This window comes from Rhodanobacter denitrificans, from assembly GCF_000230695.2.
Taxonomy (GTDB): Bacteria; Pseudomonadota; Gammaproteobacteria; order Xanthomonadales; family Rhodanobacteraceae; genus Rhodanobacter; species Rhodanobacter denitrificans.
This window is the reverse complement of the sequence record NC_020541.1, coordinates 749,774-767,471: the sequence shown is the minus strand read 5'-3', so window position 1 is coordinate 767,471 and position 17,698 is coordinate 749,774. Positions and strand designations below refer to the sequence as shown.

The 17,698-nt window shown below is 69.8% G+C and carries 12 protein-coding genes; 4 read left to right on the top strand and 8 right to left on the bottom strand.

The features are described from left to right. Positions 1–128: 128 nt before the first annotated feature. The 6 genes from R2APBS1_RS03345 to R2APBS1_RS03320 form a co-directional block, all read right to left on the bottom strand. A complete protein-coding gene (locus R2APBS1_RS03345) occupies positions 129–1,394 on the bottom strand; it encodes an ABC transporter permease (protein WP_015446877.1) in 1,266 nt (421 codons plus the stop codon). Beyond that, positions 1,391–2,722: an ABC transporter permease gene (locus tag R2APBS1_RS03340; RefSeq protein WP_015446876.1), complete on the bottom strand. Its 1,332-nt coding sequence runs from the start codon at positions 2,720–2,722 to the stop codon at positions 1,391–1,393. The genes R2APBS1_RS03345 and R2APBS1_RS03340 overlap by 4 nt, the downstream gene beginning before the upstream one ends. 35 nt (positions 2,723–2,757) lie before the next feature. After that, entirely contained in the window at positions 2,758–4,293 is a 1,536-nt protein-coding gene (locus tag R2APBS1_RS03335) for a response regulator (RefSeq protein WP_007507365.1), read from the bottom strand. 97 nt (positions 4,294–4,390) lie between these two features. Further along, a complete protein-coding gene (locus R2APBS1_RS03330) occupies positions 4,391–4,837 on the bottom strand; it encodes a response regulator (RefSeq protein WP_007507367.1) in 447 nt (148 codons plus the stop codon). Positions 4,838–4,846: 9 nt separating this feature from the next. Next, positions 4,847–6,628, bottom strand: a complete 1,782-nt coding sequence (locus R2APBS1_RS03325; protein ID WP_015446875.1) for a sensor histidine kinase — start codon at positions 6,626–6,628, stop codon at positions 4,847–4,849. 85 nt (positions 6,629–6,713) lie between these two features. Beyond that, entirely contained in the window at positions 6,714–9,035 is a 2,322-nt protein-coding gene (locus R2APBS1_RS03320) for a GH92 family glycosyl hydrolase (RefSeq protein ID WP_007507372.1), read from the bottom strand. A gap of 244 nt (positions 9,036–9,279) precedes the next feature. Between R2APBS1_RS03320 and fucP the strand changes: the two genes are divergently transcribed. The 4 genes from fucP to R2APBS1_RS03300 are packed head-to-tail and all read left to right on the top strand — an operon-like array spanning position 9,280 to position 14,737. Then, the gene (gene fucP, locus R2APBS1_RS03315; RefSeq protein ID WP_425477023.1) at positions 9,280–10,536 is read left to right on the top strand and encodes an L-fucose:H+ symporter permease; all 1,257 of its coding nucleotides are present in this window, start codon (positions 9,280–9,282) and stop codon (positions 10,534–10,536) included. A gap of 1 nt (position 10,537) precedes the next feature. Continuing rightward, positions 10,538–11,518, top strand: coding sequence for a carbohydrate kinase family protein (locus R2APBS1_RS03310; protein WP_007507376.1), 981 nt, complete (start codon positions 10,538–10,540; stop codon positions 11,516–11,518). Then, entirely contained in the window at positions 11,515–12,741 is a 1,227-nt protein-coding gene (locus R2APBS1_RS03305) for an AGE family epimerase/isomerase (RefSeq protein ID WP_007507378.1), read from the top strand. The genes R2APBS1_RS03310 and R2APBS1_RS03305 overlap by 4 nt, the downstream gene beginning before the upstream one ends. Before the next feature lie 25 nt (positions 12,742–12,766). Continuing rightward, a complete protein-coding gene (locus R2APBS1_RS03300; RefSeq protein ID WP_007507380.1) occupies positions 12,767–14,737 on the top strand; it encodes a M1 family aminopeptidase in 1,971 nt (656 codons plus the stop codon). A 55-nt stretch (positions 14,738–14,792) separates the two neighbouring features. On the opposite strand, the gene ligD is transcribed toward R2APBS1_RS03300, so the two are convergent. Further along, positions 14,793–15,716: a non-homologous end-joining DNA ligase gene (gene ligD / locus R2APBS1_RS03295; protein WP_425477001.1), complete on the bottom strand. Its 924-nt coding sequence runs from the start codon at positions 15,714–15,716 to the stop codon at positions 14,793–14,795. Positions 15,717–15,908: 192 nt separating this feature from the next. Continuing rightward, positions 15,909–17,675 (bottom strand): ATP-binding cassette domain-containing protein, encoded by a 1,767-nt coding sequence (locus R2APBS1_RS03290; RefSeq protein WP_007507384.1) that lies wholly within the window; start codon positions 17,673–17,675, stop codon positions 15,909–15,911. Positions 17,676–17,698 lie beyond the last annotated feature (23 nt).

Below are 17,698 nucleotides of genomic sequence, written 5' to 3'. Positions count from 1 at the left end.
GAGGGTTGGGGAGGGGTCGCTCTTGATCTTGATGGAAGAAGCCCCCTTCCAACCTCCCCTTACCTTGCAGGGGAGTAGCAAGAGCACTGGCTGGAACCGCATGTCCGGCGGCCAACCAGGTCACGTCATCACACCGAGCGCGTCGCCTCCACTGGCGGCACCGCGGCGGCGCGCCGCGCCGGGCCGAGCACGGCCAGCTGACCGAGCAGCCACAGCAGCAGCGCACCGACACCGAGCAGCCACGGCGGCATCCGCGGCAATTCGTAGTGCGCCATCAGCGCCAGGTTAGCGGCGATGCCGAGCGCCACGCCCAGCACCACGCCGATGCCGACGAGCAGCGCGTTCTCGGCCTGGAAGTAGCGCCGGATGTCGCCGCGCGTCGCACCCAGCGCACGGCGCACGCCGATCGACCGCCGCCGCTGGCCGACCCAGAAGCTGCTCAGGCCCACGATGCCACCGGCCGTCGCCAGCAGCAGCAAGGCGCACATCGCGCCCATCATGATCGCCACGCCGCGGTCGGTGGCATAGGCCTTCTCGCGCGCCTGCGCCAGCGTGACCACCCCGTCTTCCGGGCTGATCAGGCGCATGCGGTTCTGCGCCAGCAGCGCCGCCGGCGCCGCGCGCAGCAACGCGGCCAGTCGGCCCGGCTGCGCGCGCACCAGATAGACCACCCCGCCGGCATAGGCCGCCCCGTCGTCGGCACTGGCGTAACGTGCCGGCAGCAGCACCGTGTCTTCGTCGATCGAACGCGTGCTGCTGCCGGCGTAACTGCCTTGCAGCCGGTCGACCACGCCGATGATCGTGCTCGGGCCGTCGTCCCTGAGATAGACGCGCTGCCCCACGGCCGCGCCGTCCGGAAAAAGCTTGCGGGCCAGGTCACGCGTGATGATGATCGCCGCGGGCACCAGCTTGTCGTACGGGCCGAGGCTGCCAATCTCGTCGGCGCGGAAGTTGCGGCCGGCCACCAGTGCGATGCCGAACGTATCGATCGCGTGCTCGTCGGCAAAATAGGACAGCGCCAGCTGCAGCTTCTTCTGCTCGACCCGCTGCTTGATGCGCACCAGCCCGCCGCCACCTTCCTGCAGCGGATAGGCCTGGCTGGCAAACGCGTCGCGCACGCCCGGCAGCTTGCGCAAGGTCGCTAGGTCGGCCTGCATCTGCGCATGGATGTGCGGCACGTCCGGCTGGCCGATCCACTGGTTGCTGATCGCGAGCAGGTGTGCCTCGTCGGTGCCGCTCGGGCGCGACAGGTGCACCACTCGCGTCTTGACGATGAACAACGCGTTGCTGACCACCGCCAGGGTCAGCGCGATCTGCAGCACGATCAGCAGCGTGGCCATCTTGTGCCGGCGCAGCGCGGCGAGGATCGGGCGCAGCTGCATGGCCGTGTTCATCCGTTCACCTTCAGCTGCCAGGCCGGCTGCACCTGGGCGGCGCGCCAGGTGGGATACAGCGCGGCGATCACGCTGGTCGCCACCGCGACCAGCACGGTCAGCAGCAACAGCGACGTATCCAGCCGCGCCAGCTTGGCGATCTCCGGCTCGAACACCTTGCCGATGCCGGCCATGCCCAGCGCCGTCAGCAGCAACCCCAGTGCACCGCCGGCCAGCCCGATCGCCGTCGCCTCGACCAGGAACTGGCGGCGGATCGCCCCGCGCGACGCGCCCAGCGCGCGGCGCACGCCGATCTCCGGCGCGCGGCGCATGAAGCGGGCCAGCATCAGGCCGACCACGTTGACCAGGCAGATCAGCAGGAAGCTCACCGAAACGACCAGCGCCAGCGCCGACGACTTCGGTACCACGTTGAAGCTGTCCTGGCGCAGCCACTGCATGACGTCGGACAGGCGCACGTTCGGTGCCCAGCCGAAACGGCCGAGGCGTTGCTGCTCGGCCGCGTAGTTGCGCAGCCAGTCGCGGTAACGGCCGACATCGGCATGGGTTGGCAGTTCCACCCATGCGGCGATCCACGCGCACTCGCTGTGCAGCACGCTGTCCCAGTTCGGCAGGTCGGGATCGACGGTATTCGTGCTGCAATAGAACTGGCCGGCGGTGGCTTTCTGCAGGTCGATGGCACGGCTGAACGGCAGGTAGAGCTGCCGCGGACGGCTGAAGGGATACCACGTGCTGCTCACGTCGAAGAAGCGCGGGCGCGGCTCCCAGTCGTCCAGCACGCCGACGATGCGATAGGCATGCGCGTCCAGCTCGATCTCGCGGCCCACGCTGTCGGCGCCGCCGAACAGTTTCCGGTTGAGCGTGCTGCTGATGACGACCACCGCCGCGCGCTGCTCGTCGTCATGGACCGACCAGCCGCCGCCGTAGCGGAAGCGCGCGTCGAACATCGCGAAGAAATCGCTGCTGACCGCATCGCCTTCCTGCGGGAACGGCTGCTGCCGTGCGTCGTCCGGCAGCACCGTCCATTTGCCGCCGTAGATCAGCACCTGCCGACGCGCCTGCCGCGCGTGCAGCAAGGCCACGGCATCGGTATAGCTGAGCAGGATCGGCGGCTCGCCCTGCCAGTTGTGCGCCGGGCCGAAGCTGTCGACCTGCGGCACGAACAGTTGGTGCGATTTCCACGGGATCGGGTCGGCCGCGGCAGCGCGGAACACCGCGAAGGAGACCATGCAGGTGGCCACGCCACAGCCCATCAGCAGCACCACCAGCGCGGTCAGCGCCTTGCTGCGCCGGCAACTGCGCCAGGCCAGATCGAAGTAATACGTCAACAAGGTCGCCCCCTGAGCGGCCGCGCGAAACGACTCGGTCAACTGCCGCGGCCGTCGGCCTGCCTGGCCTTGCGCAAGGTGCGCAGCAGTACCTGGGTGGTCACCGGCTTGTCGACCACGTAGAGATGCTCCAGCGGCGGCAGCTCGTGCAGGTCCGGTGTCGCACCGGGGCGCGCCAGCAGGATCACCGCGTTGCCGTAGCCCTGTTCGGTCAGCGCCGCCAGCGTGCGCGCGCCGGTGAACAGGTTCATGTCCGCATCCAGCACCACCAGGTCGGGCAGCCCGGCGGCCTCGATCCACTGCAGCGCGGCGGTACCGCTCTGGCTGGCGTGGGCCTGGTAGCCCCAGGCGTCCAGCGTATCGGCCAGCAACGACAGCTGGCCGGCCTCTTCCACCACCACCAGCACGCGCTCGGCGGCACCTTCCAGGTAGCTGCGGTCGTCCTGGTCGCGCTCGGCGGCGCGCTGCTCCAGCGGAAAATACAGGTCGAAGCGGGTGCCGCGGCCCGGCTGGCTGTCCACCCGCATCACGCCACCGTGGCTGCCGACGATGCGCTTGCACGAGAGCAGGCCGAGCCCGGTGCCGTTTTCCTTGGTGGTGAAGAACGGCTCGAATATCTGATCGAGCACCGCCTGCTCCATGCCGGGACCGTCATCGACCACGCTGATACACAGGTAACGGCCCGACCGCGGCTGCTCGCCCGGCAGGAAGAAGTCTGCCGGCAACGCCGTCTGCGCGGCCTCGACGCGCAGGTGGCCGCCGTCCGGCATCGCCTGGATCGCGTTCAGGCACAGGTTCAGCAGGCACTGCTGCAGCTCGGTGTGGTTGCCGTCGAACGACAGTTCCGGATCGTCGATCGCCAGCTCCATCGTCATCGTGTGCGGCACGCTGCCTTGCATCAGCAGGTCGAACGCGCTGAACAGCGTGCCCAGCCGCACCTGTTCCGCGCGGCGCGCACCGCTGGCGAAGGACAGCATCGAGTGCACCATGTCCAGGCCGCGCTTGCCGCAGTCGCGTACCAGCTTGCCCAGCCGCGCCAGGCGCGGGTCATCCTGGTAATCCTGCAGGCTGTCGCCGGCCAGCAGCAGCGGCTGCAGCAGGTTGCGCAGGTCGTGGCTCAGGCCGCCGGCGAGCATCGCCAGGCTCTCGAAGCGCTGCGCGCGGATCAGCTCCGCCTCGGCGCGGCGGCTGGCCCGGCGCGCCTCGGCCTCGCTCAGTGCGCGGCGCACCGCACTGGCCAGCCGCGCGGGGTTCTGCTTCAGGATGTAATCGGTGGCGCCGTTGCGCAGTGCCTCGATCGCCGCCTCCTCGCCCAGCGTGGCAGAGACGAAGATGAACGGCAGGTCCTCGTCGCGCTGGCGCAGCAGCTCGAGCGCGTGCTGGCCGGAAAACCCCGGAATGCTGAGGTCCGACAGCACAATGTCCGGCCTGAAGTCATCCAGCGCGGCGAGGAAGCCCGGCTCGTCGTCGACCAGGCGCACCTCGCAGGCGAGGTGATCGGCCTCGAGTTCGGTCAGCACCAGCTCGGCATCGAGCCGGCTGTCCTCGACCTGCAGCACCCGGATGGTCGGCATCGCCCGTGTTTGTCCGTTTGGCATAGGGTTCCCTGCTGCGCTGTGCGTTTGCGCCGCCCGCCGCGGAGGTTCAGGGCGGCCGCCGCGTTCCATTCGTTCATTCCGGCTCGGGTGCCTGGTTCAGCACCGCCCAGAACTGCCCCAGCGTACGCACCGCGTCGAAGAACTGGTCCACGTCGACCGGCTTGATCACGTAGGCGTTGGCGCCCAGATCCCAGCTGCGCGCCAGGTCGCTCTCCTCGCGCGAGGAGGACAGGATCACCACCGGGATCCGCCGCAACTTGTCGTTGCCGCGCATCGCGGTCAGCACGTCCAGCCCGCTCATGCGCGGCATCTTGATGTCCAGCAGCACCACCGCCGGATCGCCCGGCTCACGCGAGGACCACGCGCCGCGACCGTGCAGATAATCCATGCACTCCACGCCATCCTCCACGTGCACCACCGGGTTGGCCAGGTGCGCCTCGCCGAGCGCGTCCATCGCCATCTCGGCGTCGGCCATGCTGTCCTCGACCAGCAGGATGGTGCGTAGGTCCCTCTTGTTCATGCTTCGCTCTCAGGTGCGTGTGCCGGCCGCATCGGTGGCCGGCAGCGAGAAATGGAAATGGGCGCCCCGGCCAGATTCGGCCTCGGCCCAGACGCGGCCGCCGTGGCGCGCCACGATCCGTCGCACGTTGGCCAGCCCGATGCCGTTGCCCGGGAATTCCGAGGCGCGGTGCAGGCGCTGGAACACGCCGAACAGCTTGTCCGCATACTGCATGTCGAACCCCGCGCCGTTGTCGCTTACCGTGAATTCGTAGTCGCCGTTGCGGCCCTGCCGCACGCTCACCGCGATACGCGCCACCTCGCAATGCCCGGTGTACTTCACCGCATTGCCGAGCAGGTTCTGCCACACCGTGCGCAGCATGTTCTCATCGCCGATCACCATCGGCAACGGTGCGACGTCCCACACGATACGCCGACCCGACACGCCCGATTCGGCCAGCGCGCGCGCCTCGTCGAGCAGCGACTGCATGTCCACCGCCTGCAGCCGCAGCGCGCCGCGGCCGAGCCGCGAAAACACCAGCAGGTCGTCGATCAGCACGGCCATGCGCTGCGCCGAACCGGCGATCACCTCGATGTAATGAGCGGATTTCTCGTCGATCCGGTCGCCCAGGTGCTGCTCCAGCTTGCGCGCGAAGCCGGCGATGTGGCGCAGCGGCGCGCGCAGGTCGTGCGACACCGAATAGCTGAACGCCTCCAGCTCGCGGTTGACGTCGGAGATCTGCGCCACCTTGCCTTCCAACTGGCGGTTGAGCTCGTTCACCTGCTGCTCGGCCAGCGCGCGCGTGGTGACGTCGCTGACCGTCAGCAGCAGTGCCGGCGTGCCGCCGTCCTGCTGCTGCAGCCGGCGCGCGTTGATCACCACGTGCCGGTCGATGCCGTCGACGGTGCGCTGGACCAGTTCGTGATCCCACAGCTCACGGTCGCGCAACAGCACGTCGTTCAGGCGCTGCAGCAGCACGCCGTCGCTCCATGCACCTTTGCCGATCTGCACCAGCGGTATCGAACGCTGCCGGGGATCCATGCCGTACAGCTCGCTGAAGGCGTTGTTCACCAGCAGGCTGTTCAGGTTCTCGTCGAACAGCGCGATCGGCTCGCGTACCGCCTGGAGGATCAGCTGCGAACGCAGCACCGCCCGGCCCTCGCGGGTCTCGGCCAGCTGGCGCCGGCCGATCTGCCGCTCGGAGGTGATCACGATGATGGTCAGCAGCAGGAGCTGCGCCAGCGCGGTGACCGAGAGCACGATGCGCCCGTTGCGTGACTGCTGCGCCGCCGCGGTCTGGCGTTGCAGCAGCAGGTTGTCCTCGATCTGCACGAAGCTGGCGATCTGCGCATTCATCTCGAACAGGTCGTCGGCGTCGCGCAGCGACTGCCGGGCGCCGTCCGGATTGCCCTGCCGCAGCCGCTCCAGCGCCTGCTTCATCAGGGTGACGCGGCCGTTGACGCTGCTGGCCAGCGAGCCCATCAGGGCCTGCTGGTCGGGGTTGTCGCGCGTCATCCGGCGCAACTGCCGCAGCAGCGGCAGCACTTCCTGGCCGACCCGCGCCGCGCGCACGCGCGTGGCGTCGTTCACGTCGCCCGCCAGCAGCCGGTAGGTGGCCGCCTCGCTGTCGTGCACGACGTAGGCGATCCGGTAGGCCAGCGATTTCACCTCGGTCGAGCGCACCACCCATTCGGTGGCCTGCTCGGTGTCGCGCGCCCCCTGCAGGGTGACGATGTACGGTAGGCCGACGATGATCAGCATCGCCAGCAACAGGCCGACGGTACGCCAGCGCATGATGTCCCGGGTTGTCATGTCGCTCGCCGCATCGGCAGGCCCATGATGGAGGGTTCGCGCTGCATTCTGGCATGTTTCATCCGCGCGTCGCCGGACGCGCCGTTCATTGCCCGTAGCGGCTCATCGCCGCCGGCCGGGCCGACGCCGCGCTGCCCCACTCCCGGTTCGGCTGCGCCTGCATGGTGAAATGCAGTTCGCCGCCGGCCACGATCTCGCCGTGGCGCAGGTAGCTGCGCTGCAGCGGCTGGCCGTTCAGGGTCACCGCGCCGACGTAGGGGTGCGCATCGTCCAGCGGCGACGCGCTGATCGTGAAGGTGCGGCCGTGACCAAGGTGGAGCGCGGCGCGCGCCACGAACGGCCGGCCGATCGCGTACTCGTCGCTGCCCGGCGTCACCGGGTAGACGCCGAGCGCGGTGAACACGTACCAGGCCGACATCTGGCCGAGGTCGTCGTTGCCGCTCAGGCCGTCGGGACGCGCTGCGTACTGGCTGTCCATGATCTGCTTCAGCCTGGCTTGCGTCTTCCACGGCGCGCCGGCGTAGTCGTACAGATAGGCGATGTGATGGCTGGGCTCGTTGCCGTGCGCGTACCAGCCGATCAGCCCGGTGATGTCCTCGACATGCTTGAAGTGCGACGGGTCGACCTTCGCCTCGAACAGCGCATCGAGCCTGGCCACGAACTTCGCGTCGCCGCCCATCGCGCCGATCAGCCCGGCCACGTCCTGCGGCACGTACCACGAGTACTGCCACGCGTTGCCCTCGGTGTAGTCGCTGCCGTAACCGGCGGCCTCCGGATCGAACGGCTCGCGGAACGTGCCGTCGGCCAGCCGCGCGCGCATGAAGCCGGTCTGCGGATCCCATGCATGACGCCAGTTCGCCGCCCGCTTGCCGAACGTGGCGGCGATGTCGGCCCTGCCCATCGCCTTCGCCATCTGCGCCAGCGACCAGTCGTCGTAGGCGTATTCCAGCGTCTTCGAGGCGCCTTCGGGCTCCTTGTCGATCGGCACGTAGCCGAGCTTCATGTAGTCGGCCAGGTCGCCGTACGGCGCATAGGTCGCGCTGGCCACCATCGCCTCAAGCGCCTTGTCCGCATCGAAGCCGCGCACGCCCTTGACGTAGGCGTCGGCGATCACCGGCACCGCGTGGTAGCCGATCATGCACCAGGTCTCCAGCCCCTGGTACGCCCACACCGGCAGGATGCCGAACGGGCTGGCCTCGCGCGCGGCGATCAGCGAGCGGATGAAATCCGTGCTGCGCTCGGAATGCAGCAGGACCATCAGCGGCTGCTGCGCGCGGTAGACGTCCCACAGCGACCAGGTGGAGTAGAAGTCGAAGCCTTCGGCCCGGTGCACCGCGTGGTCCGGCCCGCGGTAGTCGCCGTTGGCGTCCATGCTCAGCGTGGGCGACAGCATGGCGTGGTACAGCGCGGTGTAGAACTGGGTCTTCGCGGTCTTCGGCGCGTCCACGTCGACCACCGCCAGCGCCCGGTCCCAGGCGGCCTTCGCCTCGGCGCGACGGGCGTCGAAGTCCCAGCCGGCGCCGTCCTGGTCGAGATTGGCAATCGCGTTCGCTTCGCTCACCGGCGAGATCGCCACCTTCACCTCCAGCGGCTGCTTCAGCTTGCCGAAATCGAACACGCCGAGCAGCGCGCGGCCGCCCTGCGCGTCGCGGTCCTCGGCCTGGTTGCCCGGCCCCTTGAAACCCTTGTAGGTGATGTCGGTCTCGCGGTTGTACAGCTCGCGCGAAGTCATCGGCTGCGAGAAGCGCAGGGCGAAGCACAGCTCGCGCCCCGGTGCCCAGCCGCGGGTGCTGCGGCAGCCGCTGACGGTACCGTCCGCATGCACGCGCAGACTGGCCCACAGTACCTTGCCGGGGTAGTCGTAGATGCTCGGGCGCAGGTCCAGCAGCAGGTGGGCCGGCTTGCCGGCGGGGAAGCTGTAGCGGTGCCAGCCGATCCGGCGCCCGGCGGTGAGTTCGGCGCGCACGCCGTAATCGCTCAGCGTCACCGCGTAGTAGCCAGCCTGCACCACCTCGCTGGCGTGCGAGAAGCGCGAGCGGTAGCCGCTGCCCGGCTTGGCCGGGTCACCCGGTTCCAGCCGCACGTCGCCGGCGATCGGCATCACCAGCACGTCGCCCAGGTCCGAATGGCCGGAGCCGGAGAAATGCGTATGCGAGAAACCCAGCAGGCTGCCGTCGCCGTACTGGTAGCCGGCAGCCCAGTGGTAGGCGTGCCTGAAATCCGGCATCGCGGTGTCGGGCGACAGCTGGATCATGCCGAACGGCACGGTGGCGCCGGGAAAGGTATGGCCATCGCCGCCGGTGCCGATGCGCGGGTCGACGTCGGCCGCATGTCCGCGCGCGGCCAGCGCCGGCGCACTGGCCATGAACCCCAGCAGGGCGAGCATCATCGCGATGGTGCGGGACATGGGCTACCTCGGTCGGCGGTGGGCAAGGCGCTGAAAATAGCACCGCGCGGGCATGTTGCGGCGCGCGATCGGCATGCCGGTGAAAACGGTTACATTGACGCCGCGGCGTGTCCCGCGCCCGATTCCGCCCAACCCTCGACCACCCCCGTACCGGAATACCGCCATGGCCTTTGCCGCTGCACCGTCTTCCACGCCCGCGCCCACGCCGGAGCACGCCGGCCACGAGCCTTACACCAGCCACCCGATGGCGCTGGGCGTGCTCACCACCATCTTCTTCATGTGGGGCTTCCTGACCTGCCTCAACGACATCCTGATCCCGCACCTGAAGTCGATCTTCCAGCTCAACTACGCGCAGGTGATGCTGGTGCAGTTCACCTTCTTCGGCGCGTACTTCCTGATGGCGCTGCCGGCCGGCCGACTGGTCGCCGCGCTGGGCTACAAGAAGGGCATCGTGGCCGGGCTGGCGATTGCCGGCGTCGGCGCGCTGGGCTTCTGGCCAGCCGCCGGACTGCACCTGTACCCGGCCTTCCTCGGCGCGCTGTTCGTGCTGGCCACCGGCATCACCGTGCTGCAGGTGGCGGCCAACCCCTACGTGGCCCTGCTCGGCCCGGAGAAGACCAGCTCCAGCCGGCTGACCCTGGCGCAGGCGCTGAACTCGTTCGGCACCTTCCTGGCGCCGTGGTTCGGCGGATTGCTGATCCTGTCCAACGTGGTGAAGAGTCCGACCGAGCTAGCCGCGCTGGAACCGGCGCAGCGCCTGCTCTACGACACCCAGCAGGCGCAGGCGGTGCAGGGGCCGTACATCGGCCTGGCGGTGGTGCTGTTCCTGCTGACGGTGTTCGTGTGGCTGTTCCGCCTGCCGGCGCTGAGCGAAGCCACCGACAAGGGCGACCACGCGCGCCACGGCTTCGCCGACGTGCTGCGCCACCCGCACGTGCTGTTCGGCGTGCTCGGCATCTTCTTCTACGTCGGCGCGGAAGTGTCGATCGGCAGCTTCATGGTCAACTACCTGTCGATGCCGGAGATCGGCCACCTGAGCGAACAGCAGGCGGCGAAGTACGTATCCTGGTACTGGGGCGGCGCGATGGTCGGCCGCTTCGCCGGCTCGGCGCTGATGGCGAAGTTCTCGCCGCGCAAGCTGCTGGCCGCGTTTGCCACGATCAACGCGCTGCTGGTGCTGACCACCATGTCGAGCAGCGGCGCGCTGGCGATGTACAGCATCATCGCGATCGGCCTGTTCAACTCGATCATGTTCCCGACCATCTTCGCGCTGGGCATCGAGCGGCTGGGGCCGATGACCAGCAAGGCGTCCAGCCTGCTGATCATGGCCATCGTCGGCGGCGCGATCATGCCGCCGCTACAGGGCCTGTTCGCCGACCACATCGGCCTGCAGCACGCGTTCTTCCTGCCGCTGCTGTGCTACCTGTACATCGTGTTCTACGGCCTGCGCGGCTCGCGCATCCGCAGCCTGCCGGCAGCGGACGCCAGCGGAATCCATTGACATGCCGCCACGGCCCATTCTGTGCTTCGGCGAGGCACTGATCGACCTGCATGCCGACGGCCTCGACCCGCGCGGCTTCGCGGCGCGCTTCGTGCCGTTCGCCGGCGGCGCGCCGGCCAACGTGGCGGTCGCCGCGGCGCGGCTGGGCGGACACGCGCGCTTCGCCGGCATGCTCGCGCGCGACCGCTTCGGCGACTTCCTGCTCGACAGCCTGCAGCAGGCCGGCGTCGGCACCGCCGACGTGGTGCGCACCGAGGCGGCGAACAGCGCGCTGGCCTTCGTCACGCTGGACGCGCGCGGCGAGCGCAGCTTCGGCTTCTACCGCGACCACACCGCCGACCTGCTGTTCCGCCCGGCGCACTTCCGCGCCGACGGCTTCCGCGACGTCGCCGTGTTCCACGTCTGCTCCAACAGCATGACGGATCCGGCGCTGGCCGCGACCACCCGCGAAGGCATGCAGCGCGCGCACGGCGCCGGCGCCCTGGTCAGCTTCGATCTCAACCTGCGTCCTGCGCTGTGGCCGGCCGATGCCGATCCACACCCGCTGCTGTGGCCGGCGCTGCACCTGGCCGACGTGGTGAAGCTCTCCGCCGAGGAATTCGCCTGGCTGGCGATCGACGGCGAACAGGCCGCGCTGGACCGGCTGTGGCTGGGCCGCACCCGCCTGGTGGTGGTGACCGACGGCGCCCGGCCGCTGCGCTGGTTCCACCCCGAAGCCGAAGGCGAGCTGCCGTGCTACGCGGTCGAGACTGTCGACTCCACCGCGGCCGGCGATGCCTTCATGGGCGGCCTGCTGTGCTGCCTGGCCGAGCTGGAAGCCACCCCGGACCGGCTCGACCGCCTGGTCGTCGCGCTGCCGCGGCTGCACGCGATGCTGCGCTTCGCCGCCGCCTGCGGCGCACTCACCGTCACCCGCCAGGGCTCGTTCGTCGCGATGCCGCGCGGCGAAGAGGTATTGGCCTTCATGGAACGCCAGGCATGAACGCTACTCCCGACTTCCGCTCCGCCGCTTTCCTGCGCGGGCACATCGCGCAGACCATGGCGTTCTACCACCCGCATGCGATCGACCCGCAAGGCGGCTTCTTCCACTACTTCCGCGACGACGGCACGATCTACGACCGCACGCACCGGCATCTGGTCAGCAGCACCCGCTTCGTCTTCAACTACGCGATGGCGGCGATCGAATTCGGCGACGACACGGCGCTGCGCGACGAGTACCTCGACGCCGCGCGCCACGGCCTGCGCTACCTGCGCGAGGTGCATCGCGACCCGTACACCGGCGGCTACGCCTGGACGATCCGCGACGGCCAGCCGGAAGACCGCAGCAACCACGCCTACGGCGCAGCCTTCGTGCTGCTGGCCTGCGCCAGCGCGGTGAAGGCCGGCATCGCCGAGGCTGCCGCGTGGATGGACGAGACCTGGAGCCTGCTGGAGCTGCGCTACTGGGACGCCGACGCCGGGCTGTACCGCGACGAGGCGGACGCGCACTGGCACTTCAGCGACTACCGCGGCCAGAACGCGAACATGCACCTGTGCGAGGCGCTGCTGGCCGCCTACCAGGCCAGCCACGAGCCGCGTTATCTCGATCGCGCGTACACCCTCGCCGACCGCATGACCCGCCGTCAGGCGGCGCTGGCCGGCGGGCTGGTGTGGGAGCACTACGACCGCGACTGGGCCATCGACTGGGACTACCACCGCGACGACCCCAAGCACCTGTTCCGCCCGTGGGGCTTCCAGAGCGGCCACCAGACCGAGTGGGCGAAGCTGCTGCTGACCATGGATCCGCTGCTGCGCGCGCGCGGCGATGACGAGGACTGGCTGCTACCCACCGCGCGGCAGCTGTTCGACACCGCGCTGGCGCGCGCCTGGGACGGCGAGTACGGCGGCATCTGCTACGGCTTCGCGCCCGACGGCAGCGTCTGCGACGACGACAAGTACTTCTGGGTGCAGGCCGAATCGCTGGCCGCCGCCGCGCGGCTGCATGCGCACACCGGCGAGCCGGCCTATGACGACTGGTACGGGAAACTGTGGGCCTACGCGTGGCAGCATCTGGTCGACCACCGCCACGGCGCCTGGTACCGCATCCTCACCCGCGACAATCGCAAGTACAGCGACGAGAAAAGCCCGGCCGGCAAGACCGACTACCACACCATGGGCGCCTGCCACGACGTGCTGGCGCTGCTGCGTGCCGGCGGCCGGCCGTGATCCCCCACCTTCCCCAAGGCACCGCATGAACCAACCCGCGCTGTTCCTCGCCATCACCGCCGCCGTGCTGCTGGCGGCACCCGCATTCGCCGCCACCGACGCGGCCGCGCGCTTCGATCCGCTGCAGGCGTTCGCCCCGTACAGCTACCCGCAGCCGGCCACCGCCTACCGCTCGGCCAGCGGCAAGCCCGGCCCGCTGTTCTGGCAGAACCGCGCCGACTATCGGATCGAGGCCACGCTCGACCCGGCCACGCGGCAGCTGCGCGGCAGCGAGGTGATCAGCTACACCAACCACAGCCCCGACGCGCTCGACGTGCTGTGGCTGCAGCTGGACCAGAACCGCTACCGCCGCGACGCCCGCGGCGCGTTCACCAGCAAGTTCCCCACCGAGTTCACCGATGGCTACCAGATCGCCTCGGTGGAAGTGGAAGACGCGCACGGGGACAGGCAGCCGGTGCAGTGGCTGGTTTCCGACACGCGCATGCAGGTGCAGCTGCCCGCGGCACTGAAGGGCAACGGCGGCAGCCTGCGCCTGCACGTCGCCTGGAGCTACACCGTGCCCGGCGAATTCGGCGGGCGCACCGACGTCAACCCCAGCAAGCACGGCGAGATCTTCGAGATCGCGCAGTGGTACCCGCGCATGGCTGTCTACGACGACCTGCGCGGGTGGGACACTGCGCCCTACCTCAACAGCGAGTTCTACCTGGAATACGGCGATTTCGACTACGCCGTCACCGTGCCGTGGGACATGATCGTGGCCGGCTCCGGCGAGCTGCTGAACCCTGACGAGGTGCTGACGAAAGCCGAACGGCAGCGGCTGGAGCGGGCCCGCCACAGCGACGCCACCGTGATGATCCGCACGGCGGAGGAAGTCACCCAGCCGTCCAGCCGTCCGAAACAGAGCGGCACGCTGACCTGGCACTTCCGCATGCACAACACCCGCGACGTGGCGTTCGGCGCGTCGAAGGCATTCGTGTGGGACGCCGCGCGGATCAACCTGCCCGAAGGGAAAACCGCGCTGGCGATGTCGGTCTATCCGGCCGAGAGCGGCGGCGATGCGGCGTGGGGCCGCGCCACCGAATACCTCAAGGCGTCCACCGAATACTTCTCGAAGCAGTGGTATCCGTACCCGTGGCCGGTGGCGATCAACGAGGCCGGCACCGCCGGCGGCATGGAATACCCGGGCATCACCTTCGACCACAAGCTGGCCAAGGGCAAGAACCTGCACATGGTGATCGCGCACGAGATCGGGCACATCTGGTTCCCGATGATCGTGGGCAGCAACGAGCGCCGCGACGCGTGGATGGACGAGGGCTTCAACACCTTCATCGACGTCTACGAGGACGACGCCTTCAACCACGGCGAATACGCGCCGAAGCGCGATAGCGAGTACGCGCCCGGCGGCGGCAACCCGGCCGACGAGATCGCCGCCGTGCTGGCCGACCCCGCCGCGCCCGCCCTGCTCAACGGCGCCGACATGACGAGCGAGAAGTACCGTCACCCGATCAGCTACTTCAAGGGCGCGTTCGGCCTGGTGCTGCTGCGCGAGCAGATCATCGGGCCGGAGCGCTTCGACCCCGCGTTCCGCCGCTACATCGCCACCTGGGCGTACAAGCACCCCAGCCCGTCGGACTTCTTCCGCTTCATGGAAAGCGACACCGGCGAGGACCTCGGCTGGTTCTGGCGCGGCTGGTACGAGCACAACTGGACGTTCGACATGGCGGTGCAGAAGGTGGCGCCGATCGACGGCAACTGGAGCCACGGCGCCGAAGTCACCGTGGCCAACCTCGACCGGCTGGTGCTGCCGGCCACGCTCGAAGTGACCTACGACGACGGCAGCAAGCAGGACATCCGCGTGCCGGTGGAAACCTGGCAGCAGCACCGCAGCTACGTGGTGCGCGTGGCCGGCACGCGCAAGGTGGTTACGGCCACCCTCGACCCGACGCATGCGCTGCCGGACGCACAGCGCGCGAACAACACGCTGCGGGTGAAATAAAGCCCGGGCCTTGCGCCCTCCCCTGCCCGCAGGGGGGGGGCGGGCGGGGTTGCGCTCAGAGTTCCGGCAACACCTGCTGCAGCGTGGCGATGCCCTCCCACGGGTCGCGCTGCAACGCCGCCGCCCGCTTCAGCGCCTTGGGCAGGTCGAACGCCGTCCCGCCCTGCACCCGCCCCAGTTCCTCCCAGCGCAGCGGCATCGCCACCGGCGCGCCGGCGCGGGCGCGCAGCGACCAGTTGCACACGCTGGTGGCGCCGCGTGTGTTGCGCAGCCAGTCGATGAAGATCAGGCCCTGCCGCCGCGACTTGCTCGCGCTGGCGACGTACTGCTGCGGCCGCCGCGCCACCAGTGCGCGGGCCAACGCCGCGCAGAAACGCTTCGCCGCGGCCCAGTCCGGCCCGCGCCGGATCGGCAGCACCACGTGCAGGCCCTTGCCGCCGCTGGTGCGCACGAAACTCCGCAAGCCAAGCCCGCGCAGCCGCGCACGGATCTCACGCGCCGCGGCCACCACCGCCGCCCACGGCACGCCCGCGGCCGGATCGAGGTCGAACACCAGCCGGTCCGGCGCATCGGGCCGGTCCACCTGCGCACCCCACGGATGGAACTCCAGCGCGTTCATCTGCACCAGTTCGAGCAGGCCGGCCAGGTCGCGCACGTACAGGTAGTCGTCGACGCCGCCGTCCTTCTCGCGCAGCGCGACCACCTGCACGTGCCGGCCCAGCGCCTGCGTGTGGTGCTTCTGGAAGAAGCAGGCGCTGCCCACCCCGTCCGGGCAGCGCAGCAGCGACAGCGGCCGGTTCGCCAGCTCCGGCAGCATCCAGCGCGCCACCGCGGCGTAGTACGCGGCCACCTCGCCCTTGCTGATCCCGCAGTCCGGGTAGACCACGCGCGCGGCATGGCTGATCGCCGCCGGCGGCACGGTCACGGCACCAACGCGCCCGCGCGCCGCCGTTTCCAGGTTCGAGTCGGAATCGCTCACCTTGCCACCCTGCCACCGCGTGGCGCCAATGCTAGGCACGCCGCGTGTGCACGCGGCGCCAACGGGGCACAGGCCGGCGTTCCGCCGACACGCCGGCACGTCGACCAGCCTGCCCTGGAACGTCATCCCGCCGTCCGCGAAGCCGCTGCCGGCCGGCCCGGGGCACCCGAACGTCCGCGCCGGATCGAAAGCTCAGCGCGCCCCATCGTGCGGGCGCCCGCCATGCTCCAGCGCCGCGGCACGGCACGGATCCGCGCTCGCGGTCATCGTCGCCACGAGGTCGCCGTCGATGCTCAGGCACTGGTCGGCGACCGCTGCCACGCTGGCCCGGTGCGATACCACGACGAGTATCGTCTGCGGCAACCGGCGTTTCATGGCGGCCAGCACCTGGATCTCGGATGCGGCGTCGAGCGCGCTGGTCGCTTCGTCGAGCACGGCCAGGAAGGGCCGGCGCAGGATCACCTGGGCCAGCAGCAGCCGCTGCAGCTCACCGCCGGAGAGCCGGCTCGCCGTACTGTGCAGCGCGGTGTCCAGGCCCTGCAGCGAGCCGGCCAGTCGCCTGTCGAGGCCGACGTCCTGCAGCGCGGCCTGCATCAGCTCGGCGCCGGCTTCGGGCGCCGCCCAGCGCAGGCATTCGCGCACCGAATGCTGCCAGGGTCGCACGCCCTGGCTGACATAGGCGCCGTGCCGCACGAGTTCCCGGTATTCGCCGAAGCCGATGGCGTGTCCGTCGACCCGCGCCGCGAAAACCCCGGGCACGCCCATGCCGGCCAGCACGTCGACCAGGCTGCTCTTGCCGATGCCGGAGTCGCCGCGGATCAGGGTCAGCTCGCCGGGCCGCAGGCTCACCTGGCGCACGTCGAGACCGGCAAGCGGCGGCGCCAGTCGGATCCGCTCGATGTGCAGCGCCGGTCGATCCGTCCCCGGCCCGGCGGGCGATGGCGTCGCCGGCGAACGGATCGTGTCGAGGTCCATGTAGCGCTGCCAGAGCCCGAAAGCCGGGACGGCCGAACGCAGTTGCTGGAAGCTCTGCCGGGTCGATACCAGATAAGGCAGCAGGCGCCCGAGCAGCAGGCACACCGCGATCAGCGACGACTGATCGACGCCGTGCCAGCGATAGGCGAGCACGAGCACGGCGGCGATCGCGGCCGCCGCCAGCAGTTCGAGCACCAGCCGCCCGGCCGCCACCAGCTCCAGTTGGCGCCGGTAGCCGTGGCCCAGCGCCGCGGAAATGGCGCCGTAACTTTCCTTTTCCGCGTCCCCCCGCCCGAACGAACGGATGTGGCGCAGGCGCCGCGGAAAATCCTCGCTGAGCCAGAACAGCCGCGTCATGTCGGCGACATAGCGGCGACCGACCTGCGACTGTTCGCGGCCGAAGATGCGCGACGCGACCAGCGCGAAACCGGCAAGCAGTGGCGCCGTGAGCATCAGCGGCGGCGACACCCAGAACGCGAAGCCCAGGCTGACGATCGTGGTGATGCCGGCGACCAGCAGCTGCAACAGTGCGGCGAAGCCCTGGGTGAGGGTTTCGACGTTGTAGGTCAGGACGTTCGCGATCTCCGCCGAGGTCGCGTCGGCCAGCGAGGCGAGCGGCGCATCGACCAGCCGCGCATGCACCAGGCGCCGCCGGGTCATGCCGTAACGGCTGGTCAGGCGCGCACCCAGCCATGCCACCAGCCAGCGCAGCACGGCAAAGGCCGCGGTGGCCGCGACGAAGACGGCGGCCCGCATCTCCACGCCGCCGCCCACGTCGAACATCCCGCCGGCCAGCTGCAACGCGTGCCCGGGCTGCACCAGCGGCACCAGCAGCACCGCGGCAAGGCTGCCGACCAGCGCCGCCGCCAGCGACAACGCGACATAGGCGGCGATTTCCGCCAGGTCGCCGCCGCCGAGCGTGCGCGCGAGCGAACGCAGCAGGTCGAGCGTGTGGCCCTGCGCCGGCGATGGTTCGTCAGGCATCACTGCTGATCCGGATGGATGGC

Bases quoted from the DNA above. Each gene is read 5' to 3' on its own strand.
- R2APBS1_RS03345 (WP_015446877.1), bottom strand. From the start codon at position 1,394: ATGAACACGGCCATGCAGCTGCGCCCGATCCTCGCCGCGCTGCGCCGG.
- R2APBS1_RS03335 (WP_007507365.1), bottom strand. From the start codon at position 4,293: ATGCCGACCATCCGGGTGCTGCAGGTCGAGGACAGCCGGCTCGATGCC.
- R2APBS1_RS03330 (WP_007507367.1), bottom strand. From the start codon at position 4,837: ATGAACAAGAGGGACCTACGCACCATCCTGCTGGTCGAGGACAGCATG.
- R2APBS1_RS03325 (WP_015446875.1), bottom strand. From the start codon at position 6,628: ATGACAACCCGGGACATCATGCGCTGGCGTACCGTCGGCCTGTTGCTG.
- R2APBS1_RS03320 (WP_007507372.1), bottom strand. From the start codon at position 9,035: ATGTCCCGCACCATCGCGATGATGCTCGCCCTGCTGGGGTTCATGGCC.
- fucP (WP_425477023.1), top strand. From the start codon at position 9,280: ATGGCGCTGGGCGTGCTCACCACCATCTTCTTCATGTGGGGCTTCCTG.
- R2APBS1_RS03310 (WP_007507376.1), top strand. From the start codon at position 10,538: ATGCCGCCACGGCCCATTCTGTGCTTCGGCGAGGCACTGATCGACCTG.
- R2APBS1_RS03305 (WP_007507378.1), top strand. From the start codon at position 11,515: ATGAACGCTACTCCCGACTTCCGCTCCGCCGCTTTCCTGCGCGGGCAC.
- R2APBS1_RS03300 (WP_007507380.1), top strand. From the start codon at position 12,767: ATGAACCAACCCGCGCTGTTCCTCGCCATCACCGCCGCCGTGCTGCTG.
- R2APBS1_RS03290 (WP_007507384.1), bottom strand. From the start codon at position 17,675: ATGCCTGACGAACCATCGCCGGCGCAGGGCCACACGCTCGACCTGCTG.